Annotated in this window: 16 protein-coding genes; 8 read left to right on the top strand and 8 right to left on the bottom strand. The window is 69.2% G+C overall.

Features of this window, described 5'->3' with window-relative positions; all coding sequences use genetic code 11:
- Positions 1-51: 51 nt before the first annotated feature.
- Entirely contained in the window at positions 52-831 is a 780-nt protein-coding gene (locus VXM69_RS23300) for an ABC transporter substrate-binding protein (RefSeq protein WP_034187454.1), read from the bottom strand.
- Between the two features lie 381 nt (positions 832-1,212).
- Here VXM69_RS23300 and VXM69_RS23295 point away from each other — a divergent pair, with 381 nt between their 5' ends.
- From VXM69_RS23295 to VXM69_RS23275, 5 genes are all read left to right on the top strand, one after another.
- A complete protein-coding gene (locus VXM69_RS23295; protein WP_367189274.1) occupies positions 1,213-2,175 on the top strand; it encodes an ornithine cyclodeaminase family protein in 963 nt (320 codons plus the stop codon).
- 141 nt (positions 2,176-2,316) lie between these two features.
- On the top strand, positions 2,317-2,964 hold the full coding sequence (locus VXM69_RS23290) for a PAS domain-containing protein (protein WP_011694181.1): 648 nt from the start codon (positions 2,317-2,319) through the stop codon (positions 2,962-2,964).
- Between the two features lie 182 nt (positions 2,965-3,146).
- Complete coding sequence (locus VXM69_RS23285; protein WP_069706555.1) at positions 3,147-3,878, top strand: DsbA family oxidoreductase; 732 nt, start codon at positions 3,147-3,149, stop codon at positions 3,876-3,878.
- A 138-nt stretch (positions 3,879-4,016) separates the two neighbouring features.
- Complete coding sequence (locus tag VXM69_RS23280; RefSeq protein WP_367189273.1) at positions 4,017-5,456, top strand: DHA2 family efflux MFS transporter permease subunit; 1,440 nt, start codon at positions 4,017-4,019, stop codon at positions 5,454-5,456.
- A 292-nt stretch (positions 5,457-5,748) separates the two neighbouring features.
- Positions 5,749-6,537, top strand: coding sequence for a sulfite exporter TauE/SafE family protein (locus tag VXM69_RS23275; protein ID WP_034187453.1), 789 nt, complete (start codon positions 5,749-5,751; stop codon positions 6,535-6,537).
- Positions 6,538-6,695: 158 nt separating this feature from the next.
- On the opposite strand, the gene VXM69_RS23270 is transcribed toward VXM69_RS23275, so the two are convergent.
- The 3 genes from VXM69_RS23270 to VXM69_RS23260 form a co-directional block, all read right to left on the bottom strand.
- Positions 6,696-8,531, bottom strand: a complete 1,836-nt coding sequence (locus VXM69_RS23270; RefSeq protein ID WP_049029236.1) for a S10 family peptidase — start codon at positions 8,529-8,531, stop codon at positions 6,696-6,698.
- 612 nt (positions 8,532-9,143) lie between these two features.
- On the bottom strand, positions 9,144-11,234 hold the full coding sequence (locus VXM69_RS23265) for a D-(-)-3-hydroxybutyrate oligomer hydrolase (protein ID WP_226227309.1): 2,091 nt from the start codon (positions 11,232-11,234) through the stop codon (positions 9,144-9,146).
- 138 nt (positions 11,235-11,372) lie between these two features.
- Complete coding sequence (locus VXM69_RS23260; protein WP_034187242.1) at positions 11,373-11,738, bottom strand: BON domain-containing protein; 366 nt, start codon at positions 11,736-11,738, stop codon at positions 11,373-11,375.
- A 439-nt stretch (positions 11,739-12,177) separates the two neighbouring features.
- Between VXM69_RS23260 and VXM69_RS23255 the strand changes: the two genes are divergently transcribed.
- The 3 genes from VXM69_RS23255 to VXM69_RS23245 all read left to right on the top strand — a co-directional run bounded on the left by VXM69_RS23255 (position 12,178) and on the right by VXM69_RS23245 (position 15,373).
- Positions 12,178-13,623: a TAXI family TRAP transporter solute-binding subunit gene (locus VXM69_RS23255; RefSeq protein ID WP_124607838.1), complete on the top strand. Its 1,446-nt coding sequence runs from the start codon at positions 12,178-12,180 to the stop codon at positions 13,621-13,623.
- Positions 13,624-13,717: 94 nt separating this feature from the next.
- Positions 13,718-14,356 (top strand): DsbA family protein, encoded by a 639-nt coding sequence (locus tag VXM69_RS23250; protein ID WP_034187240.1) that lies wholly within the window; start codon positions 13,718-13,720, stop codon positions 14,354-14,356.
- Positions 14,357-14,425: 69 nt separating this feature from the next.
- Entirely contained in the window at positions 14,426-15,373 is a 948-nt protein-coding gene (locus VXM69_RS23245; RefSeq protein ID WP_034187239.1) for a LysR family transcriptional regulator, read from the top strand.
- Between the two features lie 11 nt (positions 15,374-15,384).
- On the opposite strand, the gene VXM69_RS23240 is transcribed toward VXM69_RS23245, so the two are convergent.
- The 4 genes from VXM69_RS23240 to xdhA form a co-directional block, all read right to left on the bottom strand.
- Complete coding sequence (locus VXM69_RS23240; RefSeq protein ID WP_367189272.1) at positions 15,385-15,786, bottom strand: nuclear transport factor 2 family protein; 402 nt, start codon at positions 15,784-15,786, stop codon at positions 15,385-15,387.
- 93 nt (positions 15,787-15,879) lie between these two features.
- Complete coding sequence (gene xdhC, locus VXM69_RS23235) at positions 15,880-16,497, bottom strand: xanthine dehydrogenase accessory protein XdhC (protein WP_034187237.1); 618 nt, start codon at positions 16,495-16,497, stop codon at positions 15,880-15,882.
- Position 16,498: 1 nt separating this feature from the next.
- A complete protein-coding gene (gene xdhB / locus VXM69_RS23230) occupies positions 16,499-18,862 on the bottom strand; it encodes a xanthine dehydrogenase molybdopterin binding subunit (protein WP_034187236.1) in 2,364 nt (787 codons plus the stop codon).
- Positions 18,863-18,880: 18 nt separating this feature from the next.
- Positions 18,881-20,425, bottom strand: a complete 1,545-nt coding sequence (gene xdhA, locus VXM69_RS23225; protein WP_059557274.1) for a xanthine dehydrogenase small subunit — start codon at positions 20,423-20,425, stop codon at positions 18,881-18,883.
- Positions 20,426-20,612: the final 187 nt, after the last annotated feature.

Raw genomic sequence — 20,612 nt, 5'->3', positions numbered from 1 at the left:
TCGAGATTCGATGCGCCGCGCGCCGGCACCGCGGCCGGCGCGCGGCGGTGCTTATTTCGCGATGATGTCGCGCTTGAAGTACTTCTGCGACAGCGCGCTCAGCGTACCGTCCTTCTTCAGCGCATCGAGCGCGCCGACGATCTTCGCCTGCAGCGCCTTGTCGCCCTTGCGCATCCCGAAGCCCGTGCCTTCGCCGAGCGTCGCCGGATCCTTCAGCGCGTCGCCGACGATCTGGTAGTCGCGGCCGGCCGGCTTGTCGAGGAACCCGTCCTGCGCGGTCTGCGCTTCCTGGACGGCCGCGTCGAGCCGCCCCGCGACGAGATCGGCGTAGATCTGGTCCTGATCCTGGTACGACACCACGGCCACGCCCGCATTGGCCCAGTGCGCCTTCAGGAAATCCTCCTGCGACGAACCCTGCAGCACGCCGACGTGCTTGCCGCGCAGGCTCGCGACGTCGGGCCGCAGCGGCGAGCCGCGCTTCGCGACCATCACGATCGGCACCACGTAGATCGGCGGCGTGAAATCGATGCTCTGCTTGCGCTTCGCGGTGATGTTCATCGCCGAATTGATCGCATCGAACTTGCGCGCCTGCAGCGCCGGGATCAGCCCGTCGAACGCGTTCTCGACCCACACGCATTTCACGTTCAGCTTCGCGCACACCGCGTTGCCGAGGTCGACGTCGAACCCCTGCAGCTGGCCGGCCGGCGTCTTGCTCTCGAACGGCGGATAGGCGGCTTCGATACCGAAACGCAGCGTGGTCTGTTCCGCATGGGCCGTGACGGCGGCGCACGCGAGCGCCGCAGCGGCGCAAAGGGAAAGCTTCCAGTTCATGACGGTCCTTCTGTTCCGGATTGAGGCGAGGAAGATCGGTCGCACGACGCCGTCGGACAGGCGCCGGATCGGCATTCGATGCAGGCGGCCGCCGCAACACGACGTGCCGTGTCTCGCAGCCGAAATATAGACTCAAAGTCTACTATAGACTATAGGGGATACGATGATCGTGCGTCGTCGCGTGACCTCCCCGCTTGTGCCCGCCACGACGAACACCGTTGATTTACCTATGTTTTCCCGGAAAACCACGGCGAAACACGGTCTCGAAAAGAAAAATTCTCCAGATCTTGTTTGTCTATATTAGACTTTTCGTCCATCACAAACACCGCCGGACACCGTCTTTCGAGACCGTCCTGTCCGGCCCCGACCGGAGATGTCCCCATGACGCAAACCGCCCCGACCCCGCCACTGACCGTCGACGAAGCCGCGGTGCGCGCGGCCCTGCCGTCGCTCGACGTGCTCGGCACGTTGCGCCGCATGTTCGCGTCGCTCGCCGCGGCGCGCGCGGTGCAGCCGCCGCAGACGCTCACGCTGTTTCCCGACCAGGCCGGCGACTTCATCACGTATCTCGGCGCGCTCGCCGATGCGCAGGTGTTCGGCGCGAAGTTGTCGCCGTACGTCGTGACGGGCGGCAAACCGATCGTCACGGCCTGGACCGCGCTGATGTCGATGCGGACCGGCCAGCCGCTGATGTGGTGCGACGCGGGGTTGCTGACGGTCGAACGCACGGCCGGCACGACGGCGCTGGCGGTCGACTGCCTCGCGCCGCGCGACGCACGCCGTCTCGCGATCGTCGGCGCGGGCGCGGTCGGTCTCGCGCATCTGCGGCACACGGCGGCGCTGCGTGACTGGGAGACGATTCGCGTGTACTCGCCGGCGCTGGCCGGCAACGCGGCGCTGCAGGCCACGCTCGCCGAACTCGACCCGCGCGCCCGTGCGGCGGCGAGCGTCGCAGCCTGCGTGCGCGACGCGGACGTGGTGATGCTGTGCACGTCGTCGGGCACGCCCGTGCTCGGCGACGGGATGCTCACGCGCCCGGCGCTCGTCACGTCGATCAGCACGAACGTCGTGCGCGCGCACGAAATCCCGCCCGCCTGGCTGCCCGACATGGATGTCTACTGCGACTACCGGCACACGACGCCCGCCAGCGCCGGCGAAATGCAGATCGCGACGGCCGATCACGGCTGGGATGCCGGGCGGATCGTCGGCGACCTGCCCGCGCTCGTCGCCGGCACCTGCGCGGCGCCGTCGCGCACGCGTCACGCGTTCTTCCGCTCGATCGGCCTCGGGCTCGAGGACATCGCGATCGCCCACGCGCTGTACACGCACCTGACGCACGCATGAGCGGCGCGCGCGCGGGGCCGATACAATGGCGCAACCGCCGCGGCGGCCGCGCGCGGGCGCACGGGCATGCCGGCCACCGGTATGCCCGTGCGCCGGCCCGATGCGCTGCCCGGCCCCCGCCCACCCGAGATGGCGACACCGATGCGCAAGAAGAAATCCCCCGTCAAAGACCTGCTGCTCACCCGCTATGCGCCGATCGCCGACGGTATCGCCGCGCTGTTCTTCCCGTACGCGGAAGTCGTGATCCACGACCTGCACGACCAGACCGTGCTGTATCTCGCGAACAACCTGTCCAAGCGCGAGGTCGGCGACGATTCCGCGCTCGAGGAAATCGATCATTCCGCGCGCGAACGCGTGATCGGCCCGTACGAGAAGCTGAACTGGGACGGCCGGCGGATGCGCTGCGTCAGCAACGTGCTGTTCGACGACGAAGGCCGCCCGGCCGGGATGATGTGCATCAACTTCAACATCGCGGTGTTCGACGAGGTGCGCGCGACGCTCGACCTGTTCATCAAGGGCGCGGGCGTCGTCGCTCAGCCCGACGAGCTGTTCCGCGACGACTGGCAGGAGCGCATCAACACGTTCCTGCACGGCTGGCTGCGCGAGCGGCAGGTCGGGCTGAACGGGCTCACGCGCGAGCACCGGCGCGAGCTCGTCGAGGCGCTGTACGCGGAAGGCGCGTTCCGCGGCAAGAGCGCGGCCAACTACGTCGCGAACGTCCTCGGGATGGGGCGCGCGACGGTCTACAAACACCTCAAGCACCTGAAGGAAACGCAGGGCGACGCGTAAGCGCCCTGCGGCGAGCGCACGACGGCCGCCTCGGTCGTCGCTATCGGGATGCCGTTTCCCTGTCTATGCTTCGTGGTACGCCGGGCGCGCCCCCGCTCCACACGAAGCTTCGCGCGACCGGCGGTGTCGAAGCACGAAATGATACAATCACGGTTACATTTCATTGCCGCCCGGAACCGCCCATGACGACTGCTCCCGCCCCGACTGCCCGCCCGACCCTGACCGTCGAAATCTGGTCCGACCTGATCTGCCCGTGGTGCTGGATCGGCAAGCGCCGCTTCGACGAGGCGCTCGCCGCGTTCGCGCACGCCGATCGCGTCGACGTCGTGCTGCGCGCGTACCGGCTGATGCCCGGCCAGCCGGTCGAGCCGGTCGAGGTCATGCTCGCGGGCAAATACCGGATGTCGCCCGCGCAGGTCGACCAGATGCTGCGCCAGGTGACCGATGCGGCCGCGAGCGTCGGACTGCGCTACGACCTGCCCGGCACGCTCGTCGGCGATACGCTCGACGGCCACCGGCTCGTGAAGCTCGCGGAAGCGACGGGCCGCGCGCACGCGCTGACCGAACGGCTGTACCGCGCGTATTTCTGCGAACACGGCTCGCTGTTCGATCACGCGGCGCTGACCGAATTCGCGGTCGAGGCGGGGCTCGAACGCGCGGCCGTCGAAGCCGTGCTGCGCAGCGATGCGTACCGCGACGAAGTCGAAGCCGACATCGCGCGCGCCGCGCAGATCGGCGGGCGCGGCGTGCCGCTGTTCGTGTTCGGCGGCCGCTACGCGGTGTCGGGCGCGCAGCCGGCCGACGCCTTCGCGCAGGCGCTCGACCAGGCGTGGCGCGACGGCATCGTCGAACTCGACGGCGCCGACGCGGCCGCCTGCGGCCCCGACGGCTGCGCACTGCCGGCGCGCGCGTAACGCGCGTCGATGCGTCCGGCCCGCCCGTCCGCGGATGCGTGCCACTACGCGACGCTCCTGCCACAAACCGGCAGGAAGCGCGCACCGATGACGTCTACAATGCATCCCTTCAAATAACTGTCAGAAGGCTGCGAGCCCATGACTCACGGGATCCACGGCGTGAAACGCTGGTACGCGCTGATCGTTCTCTGTCTCGGCGTGCTGATGATCGTGCTCGACAGCACGATCGTGAACGTTGCGCTGCCGTCGATCAGCACCGACCTCCATTTCACCGAAACGGCCCTCGTGTGGGTCGTCAACGCGTACCTGCTGACGTTCGGCGGCTGCCTGCTGCTCGGCGGCCGGCTCGGCGACCTGTACGGCCAGCGGCGCATGTTTCTCGCGGGCCTCGTCGCGTTCACGCTCGCGTCGCTCGCATGCGGCCTCGCGCAATCGCAGACGATGCTGATCGCCGCGCGCGCGGTGCAGGGGCTCGGCGGCGCGGTGGTGTCGGCCGTCTCGCTGTCGCTGATCATGAATCTCTTCACCGAGCCCGGCGAGCGCGCACGCGCGATGGGCGTCTACGGCTTCGTCTGCGCGGGCGGCGGCAGCATCGGCGTGCTGCTCGGCGGGCTGCTGACGAGTTCGCTGTCGTGGCACTGGATCTTCCTCGTCAACCTGCCGATCGGCATCGCGGTTTATGCGATGAGCGCGGCGCTGCTGCCGCGCAGGCGCGCGCCGGCCGGCGCCGCGCGGCTCGACGTCGCGGGCGCGATCACCGTGACCGCTTCCCTGATGCTGGCCGTCTACGGGATCGTCGGCGGCAACGAGGCCGGCTGGCTGTCGACGCAGACCGTCGCGCTGATCGGCGCGGCCGCCGTGCTGCTCGCGCTGTTCATCGCGATCGAGGCGCGCAGCGCGCATCCGCTGATGCCGCTCTCGCTGTTCGCCGCGCGCAACGTCGCGCTCGCGAACGTGATCGCCGTGCTGTGGGCGGCCGCGATGTTCGCGTGGTTCTTCCTGTCGGCGCTGTACATGCAGCGCGTGCTGCAATACGGGCCGCTGCAGGTCGGGCTCGCGTTCCTGCCGGCGAACCTGATCATGGCCGCGTTCTCGCTCGGGCTGTCGGCGCGGATCGTGATGCGCTTCGGGATCCGTGGCCCGATCGCGGCCGGCCTGCTGATCGCGGCCTGCGGCCTCGCGCTGTTCTCGCGCGCGCCGGTCGACGGCGGCTTCGTGTTGCACGTGCTGCCCGGCATGACGCTGCTCGGCATCGGCGCGGGCGTCGCGTTCAACCCGATGCTGCTCGCCGCGATGAGCGACGTCGATCCTGCCGATTCGGGGCTGGCGTCGGGGATCGTCAATACCGCGTTCATGATGGGCGGTGCGCTCGGCCTCGCGGTGCTCGCGAGCCTCGCGGCCGCCCGCACCGATGTGCTCGCGGCCGCGCAGGCCGCGCCGCTCGCCGCGCTGAACGGCGGCTACCACGCGGCATTCGCATTCGGCGCGGTGTTCGCCGCCGTGGCCGCGCTGATCGGCTTCGCGCTGCGCATCCGGCGGCAGGAAGCCGTCGAAGGCACCGGCCCCGCGATGCACTGAGCGGCGGCCGCCGCCATCGAACCGGGGCGCGCACTGTCGCGCCCTTTTTTACGCATGCCGGGCGCGGCACGCGCCGGATTCGTCATGCGTTTGGCCCGATCGCACACGATCGGCCGCACCGCCCATCCGAACGACCGCGCCCCCGCCGTCCGCCCGCCCGTCGCGCGGGCTTTCCCGGCCTATTTTTAACGCAGTCGTACGCCGACGCGCCACATTTGCGACAATGGCGGACTTTGACGCGCGCGCCGCAGCCACGCGCCGCCGCAGAACGCCGCATAACCGCCTGCTTCCGATGTCGCTTCCCCATATCGATCTGCTGTACTCCCTGTCCGGCCTGTTCGTCGGCATTCTCGTCGGCTTGACGGGCGTCGGCGGCGGTTCGTTGATGACGCCGATCCTCGTGCTGCTGTTCGGCGTGCACCCCGCGACGGCGGTCGGCACCGATCTGCTGTACGCGGCCGCGACCAAGGCCACCGGCACGCTCGTCCACGGCCTGAAAGGGTCGATCGACTGGCGCATCACCGGCCGGCTCGCGGTGGGCAGCGTGCCGGCCGCGGCCATCACGCTGTGGTGGCTGCATACGCACGGGATGAATGCGCCCGGCACCGCGCGGATGATCCAGCTCGTGCTCGGCATCGCGCTGCTGCTCACGTCGATCGCGCTGATCTTCCGGCCGCAACTCACCGCGTTCGCCGCGCGCAACCCGCTCGCGCCGAGCCCCGCGCGCACGCTGTGGTCGACCGTGCTGACGGGCGCCGTGCTCGGCGTGCTCGTGTCGATGACGTCGGTCGGCGCCGGCGCGATCGGCGTCACCGTGCTCCTGCTGCTGTATCCGCTGCTCGCGACGACCCGCATCGTCGGTTCCGACATCGCGCACGCGGTACCGCTCACGCTGGTCGCCGGCATGGGCCACTGGCTGCTCGGCTCGGTCGACTGGTCGATGCTGCTGTCGCTGCTGCTCGGCTCGCTGCCGGGCATCGTGATCGGCAGCCTGCTGTCGGCGCGCGCGCCCGAGCGGCTGCTGCGCAACCTGCTCGCCGCGACGCTCGTCGCGGTCGGCGTCAGGCTCGTGCTCGCGTAAGCGGTTCCGGCGTCGCCCTTCCCTCGCGGTTGCGCCTTTTCCCGGCGGGCGCCTCCGATACGCCGCTCATCCGCCGCGACCCAGGAAAAAACAGCCCGACCGGCCTGCGCCGATCGGGCTGTCGTCCATCCGGGGCGGCGACGTGCCGCCCGCGCCGCTTACTGCCCCTGCTGCTGCAGTTTCTGCTGCTTGAGCTGCTGCGTGCGCGCCTGCAGTTTCAGCACGCGCTGCAGTGCGGTACGGTTCGCGAGGATGCCGTCGTAGAAGTTGGCGAGATCGCCCTTCAGCGCGGTCCGCGACGCGTCGTTCAGGTAGATCATGTGGCCCGACGGGTAGTTCTTGATCGTCAGGTTCTGCGCCTTGAGCGTCGGATCGAGCGGCATCTGCGCGAGCGTCAGCTCCGTCTGGTGGAACGGCGTGACGGCGTCGAAATAGCCGTTCGCCGACAGCACCTTCAGGTCCGGGTTCACGCTCATCGTCGATGCGAGGTCGCCGGCCGTGTACAGCGTATTGCCGCCGCCCTTGTTCGCGCCGGTCGGGTCGATGTGACTGAAATCCCAGTTGTTGAAGACCTGGTCGTTCAGGTCCACGAACGACGACGTCGACGTGTACTTGAGGTCGGTGTTGATGTAGCTGTTCCACAGCACCGTGTACGCGCCGCCGACGTTCGTGATCGACGGATCGTTGCTGCCCGAGTTCGGCAGGATGTACGGCGCGATGCCCTTGCCCGTGAAGTTCGCGCGGCCGTCGTACTGGCCGATCTGCGTGCCCGGCACGAGCGTCAGGAAGAACGTGTACGGCGGGTTGTCGTCCGACGACGGCACGTTGCCGAGCGCGGCCGGGTTGCCGAACGTCTGGATCAGCGACGTCGGATCCGTGCCGATGTACGCGCCCATCTGCTGCGCGGTCTGCAGGTTCAGGTTCAGCCGCACGTTGACGAAGCCGCCGTCCTGCGGGTTCGGCTTCTGCGCGAGCGGCGCGAGCGTGTTGTCCGCGTAGTTGCGGGCCTGGATCATGTACGCGTCGAGATCGGTCGGCGTCGGGTTGAGCGTCGTCTTCTTCCAGTAGAACGCATCGGCCGCGAGCGTCGGGAACGTGCCCGGCGCGGACAGCGCGTTCGCATAGTCGAGGATCGACGACTGCAGCGTGATCCCGTTCAGGTCGATGCCGTCCTCGTGCAGCACCCACGACACGACCGCGCTGCGCGCGGTGCCGTACGACTCGCCATACAGGAACTTCGGCGAATTCCAGCGCGAGTACTTGGTCAGGTAGCGCTGGATGAAGCGGTCGATCGAGTGGGCGTCCTGGTCGGTGCCCCAGAAATCCTTGTTCTTCGCCGGAGCGATCGCTGTCGAATAACCGGTGCCGACCGGGTTGATGAACACGAGGTCGGTGCGGTCGAGCAGGCTGTCCGGGTTGTCGAGCAGCTTGTACGGCGCGGGCGGCGTGAAGTTCGGGAACGACGACTGCAGGCGCTTCGGCCCGTACGAGCCGAGCAGCAGGTAGACCGACGACGAGCCGGGGCCGCCGTTGTAGAAGAACGTGACCGGGCGCGGCTTCGACGGATCCGGGTTGTCCTGCGTGTAGGCGACGTAGAACATCTTCGCGTTCGGCGCCGACGTGACCGGATCGATCGTCGTCAGGTGGCCCGTGGTGGCCGTGTACTTGATCGTCTTGCCGCCGATCGTGACCTGGCGGTGCACGACCGCCGCGCCTTCGGTCGAATCCGTGACCGCGTCGTTCGGCCCGGTGCCGTACACGTCGGTGTCGACGTACGGCTGGTCGGCCGCGGCGGCGGCCGTCGCATTGGTGTTGGCCTGCGTGCTGCCGCTGGACGTCGCGGCCGCCGCGGCGGCCGAAGCAGTCGGGCTCGGCCCGTCGTCGCCGCCGCACCCCGTGACGAGCAGCGCCGCGGCCGCTGCGGCGGCGAGCGGCACGCTCAAGGTCGTTCCGAATAGCGCGAAACCGTCTTTCAAGGACTTCCGTGTCGTCATTATTGCCTCTCGAACAGAACGATAAATACCGCCGGCCGCAAAGGATCATTTGCGCCGGCGCTCCGCACCGGGAATGCATTCGTTATGCGACGCACTCCGAGTTTTTTACCGGGTCGACGAATATCGACCGGCATGATTTACCCCACCCATTTTTTGCGACTGCACAATGGAAGCAATTCCATTGCAAACGACAATTCAATAATCCGCAGCAATTCGGATTCATTCCGCCAATCCGCATTTGCACAAAATCGACGGCAATAAGACGCCCCGCAAAGCATGCCCGGCAAGGAACCTTCGCTTCAGACAGACGAACGAACCCCCTCGGCGAGATGCAGATTAATCGCCAAACGGCGACCAAGCGCAGCCCGAGCCGATTTAACAAAATCGAAAGGATCGATTAACTAAACGGAAAGGAATATTCTCGTATCTGGAATTTATTAAATTAAGTGAAAATACCGGCGCATAATAGGTTCCGGATTTTCCGCCGTAAAGTAACAATTTGTTACGGAGCTCGCCAATCCGATAAAAGGCTATACGGGACCGATTCCAGACGACGAAAAGAAAAAAGCCGGACGACTGTCCGGCCTGGCGGGGGCGGCGCGGCGGCGGCCGTCAGAGCGGCACGTCGATCGCGCCGGCGCCGGTCGTGATCGCGTTCGCGCCCGGCGCGGCCGAGATCGGCGGCAGGTTCGCGCTCGTCAGCGCCGGCGCGGCGCCCGGGCTGCCGCCGCGCGGCACCGTGCGGATCACCTGCGACGGCGGCAGCGGCGCGCCGTTCTTCAGGTGCTGCCACATCAGGTTCAGCGCCTGCAGGTTGTAGTAGTGGACCGGCACGAAGCGCGTGTCGAAGCCCGCAACCGGCAGGAACGCGTCGAAGTGCTGGCCGTTCGTCACCTCGTAGAACACGAGCTGGCTGCGCCCGGCTTCGCTGATGCCGTTCTGCGCGACGTATGCGCGCGACGCGTGGTTCACCGGCACGAGCGCGTCGCTGCGGCCCTGCACGATGATCGCCGGCTTGCCGTGCAGGTTCGCGTTCACGCGTACCGCATCGACGTTCGCGGGCATCCCGAGCATCCCGTTCGTCCACAGCTGGCGCAGGCACAGCGCGCCCGCGAAGCTCGCATCGGGCGTCGCGAGCCGGTGGTCGACACCCGCGCCGTTGTTGAACACGAGGTTGATGCCGGCCGTCGGCGGCACGCCGTTGCCGACGCCGAACACGGCCGGCATCGGCGAGGCAGCCGGCGCCGCGACCGCGCCCGTCGCCGGATCGGTCGTCGCGAAGCTGAAGTTGCACAGGTTGTCGGTGACGCGCGAGCGCGTGTACGCATTCGCGTAGGTGACCGCGATCGCCGGAATCGCCTGCGAATCCCACATCGGCGCCTGCAGCAGGTCGGAATCGGCCAGATAACCGGCCGCGTGGAGCTGCGCGAGCGCGTCGGCCGCCTGGCTCTGCGTGTCGGCCCCCGACACGAGCCCGGCCGCGGCGAGCGTCGCGCAGCGCTGGGTGCGGATCGACTGCGTGGTCGCGACCGGCAGCGCGCTCAGGTACGGCGCGCCGGCGAGCGACGCCGACGCGGCCGCGCACGGCTGCAGCAGGTTCGCGAGCGTCGCGTAGTCGGCCAGCGGCCGGCCGAACGACGGCACCGGCTGGCCGCCCGTGCGCACGACCGCATTCGGCGACATCCGCACGTTGATCTGAGGCTCGCCGACCACGACCGCGGTGATCCAGCCGCGGCTGTCCTGCTCGGCCGCCGCGAGCGACGCGCCGCCGCCGTTGCTGACCGACGCGGCGATCGTCGTGATGTCGCCCGCGCGATAGCGCACGCCGTGATGCGAACCGTCGATCAGCGGCCCGAACTGCTCGTTGAGCGCCCAATACGCGAACTCGACCGACTGCAGCGTCACGCGTCCCCAGTCCTGCTCGGGATTCTGCTGCGAATGCGCATGCTTGAACGCGTAGCGGTTCGGAAAGCGGTTGTTGAACGCGGCGAGATCGCCGCTCGTCACGTTCGCGGTGAACAGGCTCGCGGTGCCGGCCAGCACCGCGTTGGCGAGCGTGCCGTCGATCAGCGTGACGGTGTCGGTACCGAGCTCGTGCGCGCCGTTGCCGCCGCCCTTGTCGTTGTAGGCCACCGCGCAGCCGCGCTTGAGCGCCCACTCGCCGGCCGCGGAGATCGCGCCGTACACGCCGCGCGAGCCCGACGACGTCGCGGTGACGATACATGGCTGCGCGGGATTGAAGCGGGCGGGAACCTGCACGAGCAGCGTCACGTTCCTGGTGCCGCTGCCGTCGTCGGAGTACGCGAGGTATTCGGTGCCGGGGATCTTGCCTTCGCCGAGCGTGTCGTTGCCGTCGAGATCGACGTTCGGCCCCCAGAAGCGGCCGTAACCGCCGTTCGCGCTCATGTCGACGAGCGCACGGTAGTTCGACCAGATCGCGAGGCGGCGCAACTCGGCGCTCGTCGGCCGCGCCGGATTCGCGAAGCCGGGCGCACTCGCCGCCGCCAGCCCCGTCTTGCCGAGGCCGGCCGTCAGCAGGTCGTCGCTCGCGCCGTCGTAGGCCGTCGTGCGCACGCTGCCGGACACGAAGCCGGGCAGCCGATTGCGCTCGGCCGTATCGTCGCCGTTGCACGCACCGAGCATCGCGAGCGCGGCCAGCACCGCGCCCCACCCCATCCGCCTGCCCCACCCGAGTCTCGTCATCGCCGCCCCCTCGATTTCGTTATCGGTCCGCCGCCGCGTCGCGCGCGGCCCGCGGCCTCTGAAGCGCAAACGGGCCCCGGCATGCCGGGGCCCGCCTGGAAACGAGCGCGCGCGGCGCTCGCGCGCCGCCGCCCGGCATCACTGCTGCTGAACCGTCAGCTTGTTCGTGACCGACGTCACGCCCTTCACGTCCTTCGCCGCGGCTTCGGCCTTGTCGATCTGGTCCTGGGCCGGCATCGTGCCTTCCAGCGTGATCGCGCCGCCCTTCGAACGAACGACGAGGTTCGACACGTTCACGCCCTGTTCCTTCGAAATGGCCTTGCGCACCGCGTAGCCGAGCTTGCGGTTGGCCTTCTTCGCGGTTTTCGCGGCGGCCTTCGGCGCGCTGGTCGCGGCCGCCGGCGCTTCCGTTGCCGCTGCGTCGCTCGACTGCGCATACACGCTGCCCGACAGGCAGGCCGCCACGGCGGCAACGCCCAACGCTCTCAACACGATCGACTTCATGCTATCTCCTTATCACTCCGGAACGGCCGTGCACAGTACGGCCGGATACCCCCAAAAACAGCCGGCCCGCGCGCGAACGGGCGGGACAGCCGGTGTTTTCCACGGCGATACGAGAGAGGCGACACGGGCCGGCGGCCGGCGCACGCTGATAGCGGGCCGGCCGGGCCGGACAGCCGCCGGCCGGACGCGCCCGGTCTCATTGCGTGCCGGGTCGCGCGCGAATCGGGCGCGGCTGCGTCGCACAATGTAATCCAGCGCCCGCGGAAGCGCAAAGCTTTTGACGCGGGGCCGCCCGCCGCTGTCGCCGCCGCGCCGCGCCGGGCTGCCCGATTCGCGCACGCACGGTGAAACCGGGTACCATCGCCGCGAGCATCCGCATCGCCCGCGACAATCGCCCGACCGTCATCGATGCGTCACGCCAGCGTCATCCGCCGACCCCATGAAGCCTGCCCGCCCTCGTCCGCCTCGTCGCATCCTCGCCCGCTTCGTCGCGGTGTCGTGGCGCGACCTCGCGCTGTCGATCGGCCCGACCGTCCTGCTCGCCGCCGCGGCCGTCTGGCTCGCCGTCAGGCTGATCCAGCCGGCGCCGCCGTCCACGCTCGTGATCTCGTCCGGCCCGCCCGGCAGCACGTACTGGAACGCCGCGCAGAAGTACAAGACGATCCTCGCGAAGAACGGCGTCACGCTCGACGTCCAGTCGTCTGAAGGATCCGCGCAGAACCTCGCGCGGCTGTCCAACCCGAACGCGCCGGTCGACGTCGGTTTCGTGCAGAGCGGCATCGGCCCGAAGGAGCGCGACGAGCACCTCGTGTCGCTCGGCAGCATCGGTTACGTGCCGCTCGCGATCATGTACCGCGGTCCGGTGGTCGCGCGCCTGTCCGACTTCAAGGGCAAGCGGCTCGCGCTCGGCGCGGAAGGCAGCGGCGCGCGCGAGCTGAGCCTCGCGCTGCTGAAGATGAACGGCATCGTGCCGGGCGGCTCGACCGAGCTGCTGCCGACCGCCGGCGAGGACGCGGCAACCGCGCTGCTCGACGGCAAGATCGACGCGGCGTTCCTGTCCGGCGACTCGACGCAGATCCCGGTGATGGCGAAACTGTTCCGTGCGCCGGGCGTGCACGTGTACTCGTTCACGCAGGCCGAGGCGTACGCGCGGCGCTTTCCTTACCTGACCGCGATCACGCTGCCGATGGGCGTCTACGATCTCGGCCGCAACCTGCCGCCGGCCGACATCCACACGGTTGCACCGACGATCGAACTCGTCGCGCGCGATTCGCTGCACCCCGCGCTGTCGGACCTGCTGATCGAGGCCGCGCGCGAGGTGCACGGCCACGCGACGATCCTGCAGCACGCGGGCGAGTTCCCGTCGTCCGTCACGCGCGGGTTTCCGCTGTCCGACGACGCCGCGCGCTACTACAAGTCGGGCAAGACCTTCCTGTACCGGCGGCTGCCGTTCTGGGTCGCGAGCCTGGTCGACCGGCTGCTGGTGGTGGTCGTGCCGCTGATCGTCGTCCTGATTCCCGGGCTGCGGCTCGTGCCGTCGCTGTACGGCTGGCGCGTGCGCTCGCGCATCTACCGCTGGTACGGCGCGCTGATCGCGCTCGAGCGCAGCGCGCTCGGCGAGCACACCGCCGAGGAACGCGTCCAGCTGCTCGACCAACTGGACGACATCGAGGAAGCCGTGAACCGGATGAAGATGCCGCTCGCGTACGCCGGGCAGTTCTACGTGCTGCGCGAGCACATCGGCTTCGTGCGCGAGCGGCTCACGTCGCACGACCCGGATACGCCGACGGCCCCGCCCGGCGCGGGCGGGCCGCCGCCGGCACGCGCCGAAGCCGCGCCGCCGCCGGCCGACGGCGCCCCCCGGGCGACTCCCGGTTCCGCGTGAGCGGACGATCCGCGATCATTGCTGCATGCGCGTGCCGCCGCGTAACATGGAGGCCGCCGCCAGGCGCCGCACGCCCCACCCTCTGGAGAACGACATGACAACCGGCCTCGATACCGCCCAACCTGCCTGGTTCTTCGACTTCGTGTCGCCGTTCTCGTATCTGCTGCTCGAGCAGCACGACAAATGGCCGGACGTGCCGTTCGAACCCGTCGCCGTCTCGCTGCTCGACCTGCAGCGCCACTGGGGGCAGCGCCCGAGCGCCGACGTGCCGGCCAAGCGCGTGTTCACGTACCGTCACGCGCTGTTTCGCGCGGAACAGCTCGGCATTCGCTTCAAGATGCCGCCCGCGCACCCGTTCGATTCCGACAAGCTGCTGCGCCTCGCGATCGCGCTGCGCGCCGACATCGCGACCGTGCTGGAAATGTTCCGCTTCATCTGGCGCGAGGGCAACGATCCGTCGACGCCGGAAGGCTTCGCGGCGCTGTGCGAGCGCGTCGGCGTCGGCCATGGCGATGCGCTGATCGAATTCGAGGAAACGAGCGCGCAACTGGCCCGCAACAACGCCGATGCGATCGCGCTCGGCGTGTTCGGCGTGCCGACGTTCTGGATGAACAAGCAGTTGTTCTGGGGCGAGGATGCGCTGCCGATGGTGCTGTACTGCGCACGCACGCCGAACTGGCTCGAATCGCGCGAGGTCAAGCGGATCAGTGCGCTGCCGAAGGGTCGCGCGTGATGGCCGGTATCACGCACGCCAACGCGCGGCTGCGGTAAGGTTACGCGTCACCCGAATCACCCCCATCCGATGGAAGACGACGACCGTACCGCCTCGCTCGATATCTGGCTCGTGCGCGTGTTGCGCACGCTGCTGCTCGAGCGCAGCGTCACGCAGGCCGCGCTGCGGCTGAACCAGACCCAGCCCGCGATCAGCACCGCGCTGCGCAAGCTGCGCGAGACGCTGAACGACCCGATCCTCGTGCGCGGCAAATCCGGCATGGTGCCGACCGAATACGGCGCATCGCTGCTCGAGGCCGCGTCGCGCGCGCTGCGCGAGGTCGACTTCATCGCGACGCCGCACGGCGACTTCGATCCGTCGTCCGCGCGGCGCACGTTCCGCGTCGCGGCGCCCGACTACCTGAACGATTTCTTCATGCCGACGCTGATCGAGCGCTTTCGCGACGCGGCGCCGCATGCGCATCTGGAAATCGACTCGCTGAATCCCGCGCTCGACCACGCGGGCGCGCTCGAATCGGGCGCGCTCGACCTCGTGATCGGCAACTGGCCGAAGCCCGACCCGCGGTTCGTGCGCCAGGATCTCTTCTCCGACACGATCGTATGCCTGATGCGCGATACGCATCCGCTCGCGCACGTGCCGCTCACGCGCGAAGCGTATGCGTCGGCCGCGCACGTCGCGCCGACGCCGTACACCGGCGACAAGCGCAACGCGATCGAGATCGGCCTCGCTCGTGCGCGCCTCACGCGGCGCATCGTGACGACGCTGCCGTACTTCGGGATCGTGCCGCAGGTACTGCTGCAGTCGGACCTGATCTTCACGACGACGCGCCGCTTCGCGACGCACTATGCGCAGTTGCTGCCGCTCGTCGTCGTCACGCCGCCCGTGCCGTTCCCGCGCATCAAGAGCTACCTGCTCACGCATCCGCAGCCCGACCGGCCGACCGACATCGCGTGGCTGGGCGCGCTGATGCAGAGCGTGTCCGACGAATTGACGGTCGCCCGCACGCGCAAGCGCTGATACGCGGCCGCTCAGGCCGTGCAGAAGGTTTCCTGCAGATGGGTCCAGCGCACGACGCCCGCCGCGTCGCGCTCGAACACGGCCGTCGCGCGGCGCGCAGGCAGCGCGCCCGCCGCCGCGTGCTGCGCTTCGAGATAGGTGATCACCGCATGCGATGCGTCGGCCGCGAGCACGCGGATCTCCGACAGCGTGATGCGCAGCCCCGGCTTCGCGCCGACGAGCTTCGCGAACAGCGCGCGCGTGCCGTCACGGTCGACCACGCGGCCATCGGTCAGGATCATCGTGAAGCCGGGGGAAAACGCGGCGAGCAGCGCGTCGAGCGCCGCGGGCGCGGTGTCGATGCCGGACAGCCAGCGCTCGATGGCGGCGACGCTCGCATCGAGCGCGTCGAGATAGATCGGGTAATCGGACATGGCATGTGCACGGTGACGGGATGCGCAGCCCGATGCCGCGCGTTGCCGTGCAGTGTATGCAAAAACGCGCGGCCCTGCGCCGGCCGCGCGGTGCTACCGCGAGCAGGACACCTCGTCGCATGCGCGTCCGGCCGCCAGCGCCTTCGCATCGGCCACCGGCATGCCCGAGCGCGCCTGCAGCAGCTCCGCGCACACGGCCACCGCGATCGCGCCCGGCGCCTTGTCGACGATACCCGCGACGCCGATCGGGCACACCATCTCCACGAGCCGCGCCGGATCGACGCCGCGCGCGGCGAGCCGGCGCTCGAACTTCACGCGCTTGGTGCGCGAGCCGATCATCCCGAAGTACGCGTAGTCGCGCCGCCGCATGATCCGCGCGGCGAGCGAGAAGTCGAGCGCGTGGTTGTGCGTCATCACGAGGAAGTACGCGCCCGGCGGCGCCGCGTCGACGACGGCCTCCGGCGTGTCGGTCGGCTCCGGCTGCACGTTCGGCGGACATTCGTCCGGGAACAGCTCGTCGCGCGTGTCGACCCACTGCACGACGCACGGCAGCGCGCCGAGCAGCGTGACGAGCGCGTGACCGACGTGCCCGGCGCCGAACAGCACGATGTGCATCGGCGCCGGCGCACCGCTCGCGCGGTTGCGCTGGCCGGTGCCCTGCGCGAACGCCGGGGCCGGCGCGGTGCGAAGCGAACGTGCGGGGCCGTTCATGTCAGCCTGCCTGCGTGGCGCGGGCCGCACGCACTGCCGTGATCGCGCGCAGGATCGACTCGCCGGTGGCCGGCGCGTCGAGCGGCGGGTTCACCCGGTAGTCGCCCACGGCCGCGACCGCGTCGCGCACCGCGAAGAACACCGAGAACGGCAGCAGCAGCGGCGGCTCGCCGACGGCCTTCGAACGGTGGATGCTGTCCTCGATGTTGCGGTTCCGGAACAGCCGCACGTTGAACTCGGGCGGCGTGTCGTTCACCGTCGGGATCTTGTACGTCGACGGCGCGTGCGTCATCAGCTTGCCGCCCTTGTTCCACCACAGCTCCTCGGTCGTGAGCCAGCCCATCCCCTGGATGAACGCGCCTTCGACCTGGCCGACGTCGAGCGCCGGGTTCAGCGACGCGCCCACGTCGTGCAGCGCATCGACGCGCAGCGTGCGCATCTCGCCCGTCAGCGTGTCGATCACGACTTCCGACACGGCCGCGCCATACGAGTAGTAGTAGAACGGCCGGCCCTGCAGCTTCGACTGGTCCCAGTACAGCTTCGGCGTCGCGTAGAAGCCGTCGGACCACAGCTGCACGCGCGCGAGGTACGCCTTCGCGATCACTTCGCCGAACGGCACGCCGTGGCCGCCGACCGACACGACGTCGTTGCCGAACGTCACGTCGGCCGCCTCGACCTTGCCGTCGCCGAACTGCTTCGCCGCGAACACCGCGAGCCGCTCGCGCAGCTGGCGCGCCGCATCCTGCGCGGCCTTGCCGTTCAGGTCGGAGCCCGTCGACGCGGCCGTCGCGGACGTGTTCGCGACCTTGCTCGTGTCGGTCGCCGTCACGCGGATCCGGCCGAAGCGGATGCCGAGCTCGTGCGCGACGACCTGCGCGACCTTCGTGTTGAGCCCCTGCCCCATCTCCGTGCCGCCGTGGTTCACCAGCACCGAGCCGTCGGTGTAGATGTGCACCAGCGCGCCGGCCTGGTTGAAGTGCGTGACGTTGAAGGCGATGCCGAACTTCACCGGCGTGATCGCGATGCCCTTCTTCAGCACCGCGTTGCGCGCGTTGAATTCGCGCACGCCCGCGCGCCGTGCGCGGTAGTCGCTCGTCGCCTCGAGTTCACCGAGCAGCTCCTGCAGCACGTTGTCCTCGACCGTCTGCCCGTACGGCGTCACGTTGCGTTCGGTCTTGCCGTACAGGTTCGCGTAGCGCACGTCGAGCGGATCGCGGCCGAGCGAACGCGCGACGTCGTCGAGGATGTACTCGATCGCGAACGCGCCCTGCGGGCCGCCGAAGCCGCGGAACGCGGTGTTCGACTGCGTGTTGGTCCTGCCGCAGTAGCCGGCGATGGCGACGTCGCCGAGCCAGTACGCGTTGTCGAAGTGGCATACCGCGCGCGTCATCACCGGGCCCGACAGGTCGGCCGAGAAACCGCAGCGCGACGTCATGTCGAGCGCCACGCCGTCGATGCGGCCGTCGTCGTCGTAGCCGACGTCGAAGCGGTAATGGAAGTCGTGCCGCTTGCCGGTGATCATCATGTCGTCGTCGCGGTCCGGACGCAGCTTCACCGGGCACAGCAGCTTCCACGCGGCGAGCGCCGCGCAGCACGCGAACAGGCCCGACTGCGATTCCTTGCCGCCGAACCCGCCGCCCATCCGGCGGCATTCGACGAGCACGTTGTGCGACGCGACGCCAAGCACGTGCGCGACGAGGTGCTGCATCTCGCTCGGGTGCTGCGTCGAGCAGTACACGTGCATCCCGTCGTCGTCCTTCGGCACCGCGTAGGCGATCTGCCCTTCGAGATAGAACTGCTCCTGGCCGCCGAGCAGCATCTCGCCCGACTCGCGGTGCGGCGCGACGGCGAGCCGCGCGGCCGCGTCGCCGCGCGCGAGCTTCAGCGGCGGGATCACGTAGGTTTCGGCCGCGCGCGCCTCCTGCGCGGTCAGGATCGCCGGCAGCTCCTCGTAGTCGACCTGCGCGCGGCGCGCGGCGAGCCGCGCGATTTCGTGCGACGTCGCGACGACGATGAACATCGGCTGGCCGACGAACTGCACGATGCCCTTCGCGAGCACCGGGTCGTCGTGGATGATCGGGCCGCAATCGTTGACGCCGGGAATATCGTCGGCCGTGAACACGGCGACCACGCCCGGCGTCGCGCGCACCGCGTCGAAGTTCATCGACACGATCCTCGCGTGCGGCTTCGCCGACAGGCCGAGCGCCGCGTGCAGCGTGCCCGCGACGACCGGAATGTCGTCGGTGTAGGTGGCGCGTCCGCTGACGTGCAGGTGCGCGGATTCGTGCGCGCGCGACACGTGGACCTGCGCGGCGTCGGCTTGCGGGTCGAGGGTGCTCAGGAACGGTTCTGCTTGCTGGTTCATTGTCGGGGTTCTCCGTCTTCAGACGCGCGCCGCGCCGGCGCCGGCTTCGGCGGCCACTTCACGCACATTCAGGGCTTGCGGCGGCAGCGGGTCGTGCGGGCGCGTCTCCAGCCAGAATCGGTACATCAGGTTCTTCGCGGTATCGAGGCGGTACGTGCTCGTCGCGCGCATGTCGGACAGCGGCTGGTAGTCGCGCTCGAGCGCCTGCATCGCGGCCTGCGCGGTGGCTTCGTGCCATTGCGCGCCGTCGAGCACGGCTTCGGTGTGGGTCGCCCGCTTCGGCGTCGCGGCCATCCCGCCGAACGCGATGCGCGGCTCGCGGATCGTGTCGCCGTCCGCGATGAACGCGAAGGCCGCGCACACGGCCGAGATGTCGGAGTCGAACCGCTTCGACAGCTTGTACGTGCGGAACTGCAGCTTCTCGCGTGCTCCGGTGCGGGTCGGCACCTTCAGGCCGACGACGAATTCGTGCGGCGCCATGTCCTTCTGCTGGTACCCCGTGTACAGCGCTTCGAGCGGCAGCTCGCGCACCGTGTCGCCGCCGCGCAGCACGACGCGCGCGCCGAGCGCGATCAGGCCCGGCATCGAATCGCCGATCGGCGAGCCGTTCGCGACGTTGCCGCCGATCGTGCCCGCGTTGCGGATCGGCAGCGACGCGAAGCGCTTCCACATCTCGGTCAGTTCCGGGTACGTGCCGGCCAGCGCCGCATAGGCCTTCTCGACCGTCACGCCCGCGCCGATCTCGATCCAGTCGCCGCGTTCGGCGAGGCGCTGCAACTCGGCGATCCGGCCGACGTAGATCAGGTCGTCGAGCCGGCGCATCTGCTTGGTGACCCACAGGCCGATGTCGGTACTGCCCGCGAGGATGCGCGCGTCGGGACGCTCGGCCTTCAGCGCGGCCAGCGCGTCGAGCGTGCGCGGCGCCGCGAAGCGCGCGCCGTCGCTCGTCGTGTAGTCGAACGTGTCGTCGCGCTTGAGCGACGCGAGCGTGCGGGCCAGCGCGGCCGTGTCGACCGGTGCCGACGGCGCCGGCGCATCGAACATCTGCACGGCCGCATCGACGATCGGGCGATAGCCGGTGCAGCGGCACAGGTTGCCGGTCAGCGCATCGGCGATCTCGGTGCGCGTCGGCACGTCCTTCGCCTTCGTGCACGCGCCGGCACAGCCTTCGTGGCCATGCTTCTCGTACAGCGCCCACATCGACATCACGAAGCCGGGCGTGCAGAACCCGCATTGCGAACCGTGGCAGTCGACCATCGCCTGCTGCACCGGGTGCAGCGCACCGTCCGGCTGGCGCAGGTCCTCGACCGTGAGCAGCGCCTTGCCGTCGAGCGTCGGCAGGAACTGGATGCAGGCATTGACGGCCTTGAACTCGACCGCGCCGGCGTCGTTCAACTCGCCGACGACGACCGTGCACGCGCCGCAGTCGCCTTCCGCGCAGCCTTCCTTGGTGCCGGTGCAATGCGCGTCCTCGCGCAGGTACTGCAGCACGGTGCGGGTGACGTCCGCGCCGCTGACTTCGCGGATCGCGTGACGATGGTAGAAGCGGATCGGCTCACTCATGTCTCGATGGTTCTTCAATTGGGGGCAAGGCGGCCTGCGCGGAGCGCCCGACCGACGTTTTTCTGACAGTTTGCACGCTATCACCATCAAATTTCGCAACCCATAGCCCATCACGCATGGGGCCCATATAACTGCCGCGATATGAGCGCCGGGGCCGCCCGCGGCCCTTTCCGCACGGTACTCCGCG

Origin of the sequence: Burkholderia sp. Ed8, from assembly GCF_040761425.1 — a bacterium.
Classification (GTDB): Bacteria; Pseudomonadota; Gammaproteobacteria; order Burkholderiales; family Burkholderiaceae; genus Burkholderia; species Burkholderia seminalis.
This window is presented reverse-complemented; position numbering and strand designations above follow the sequence as displayed.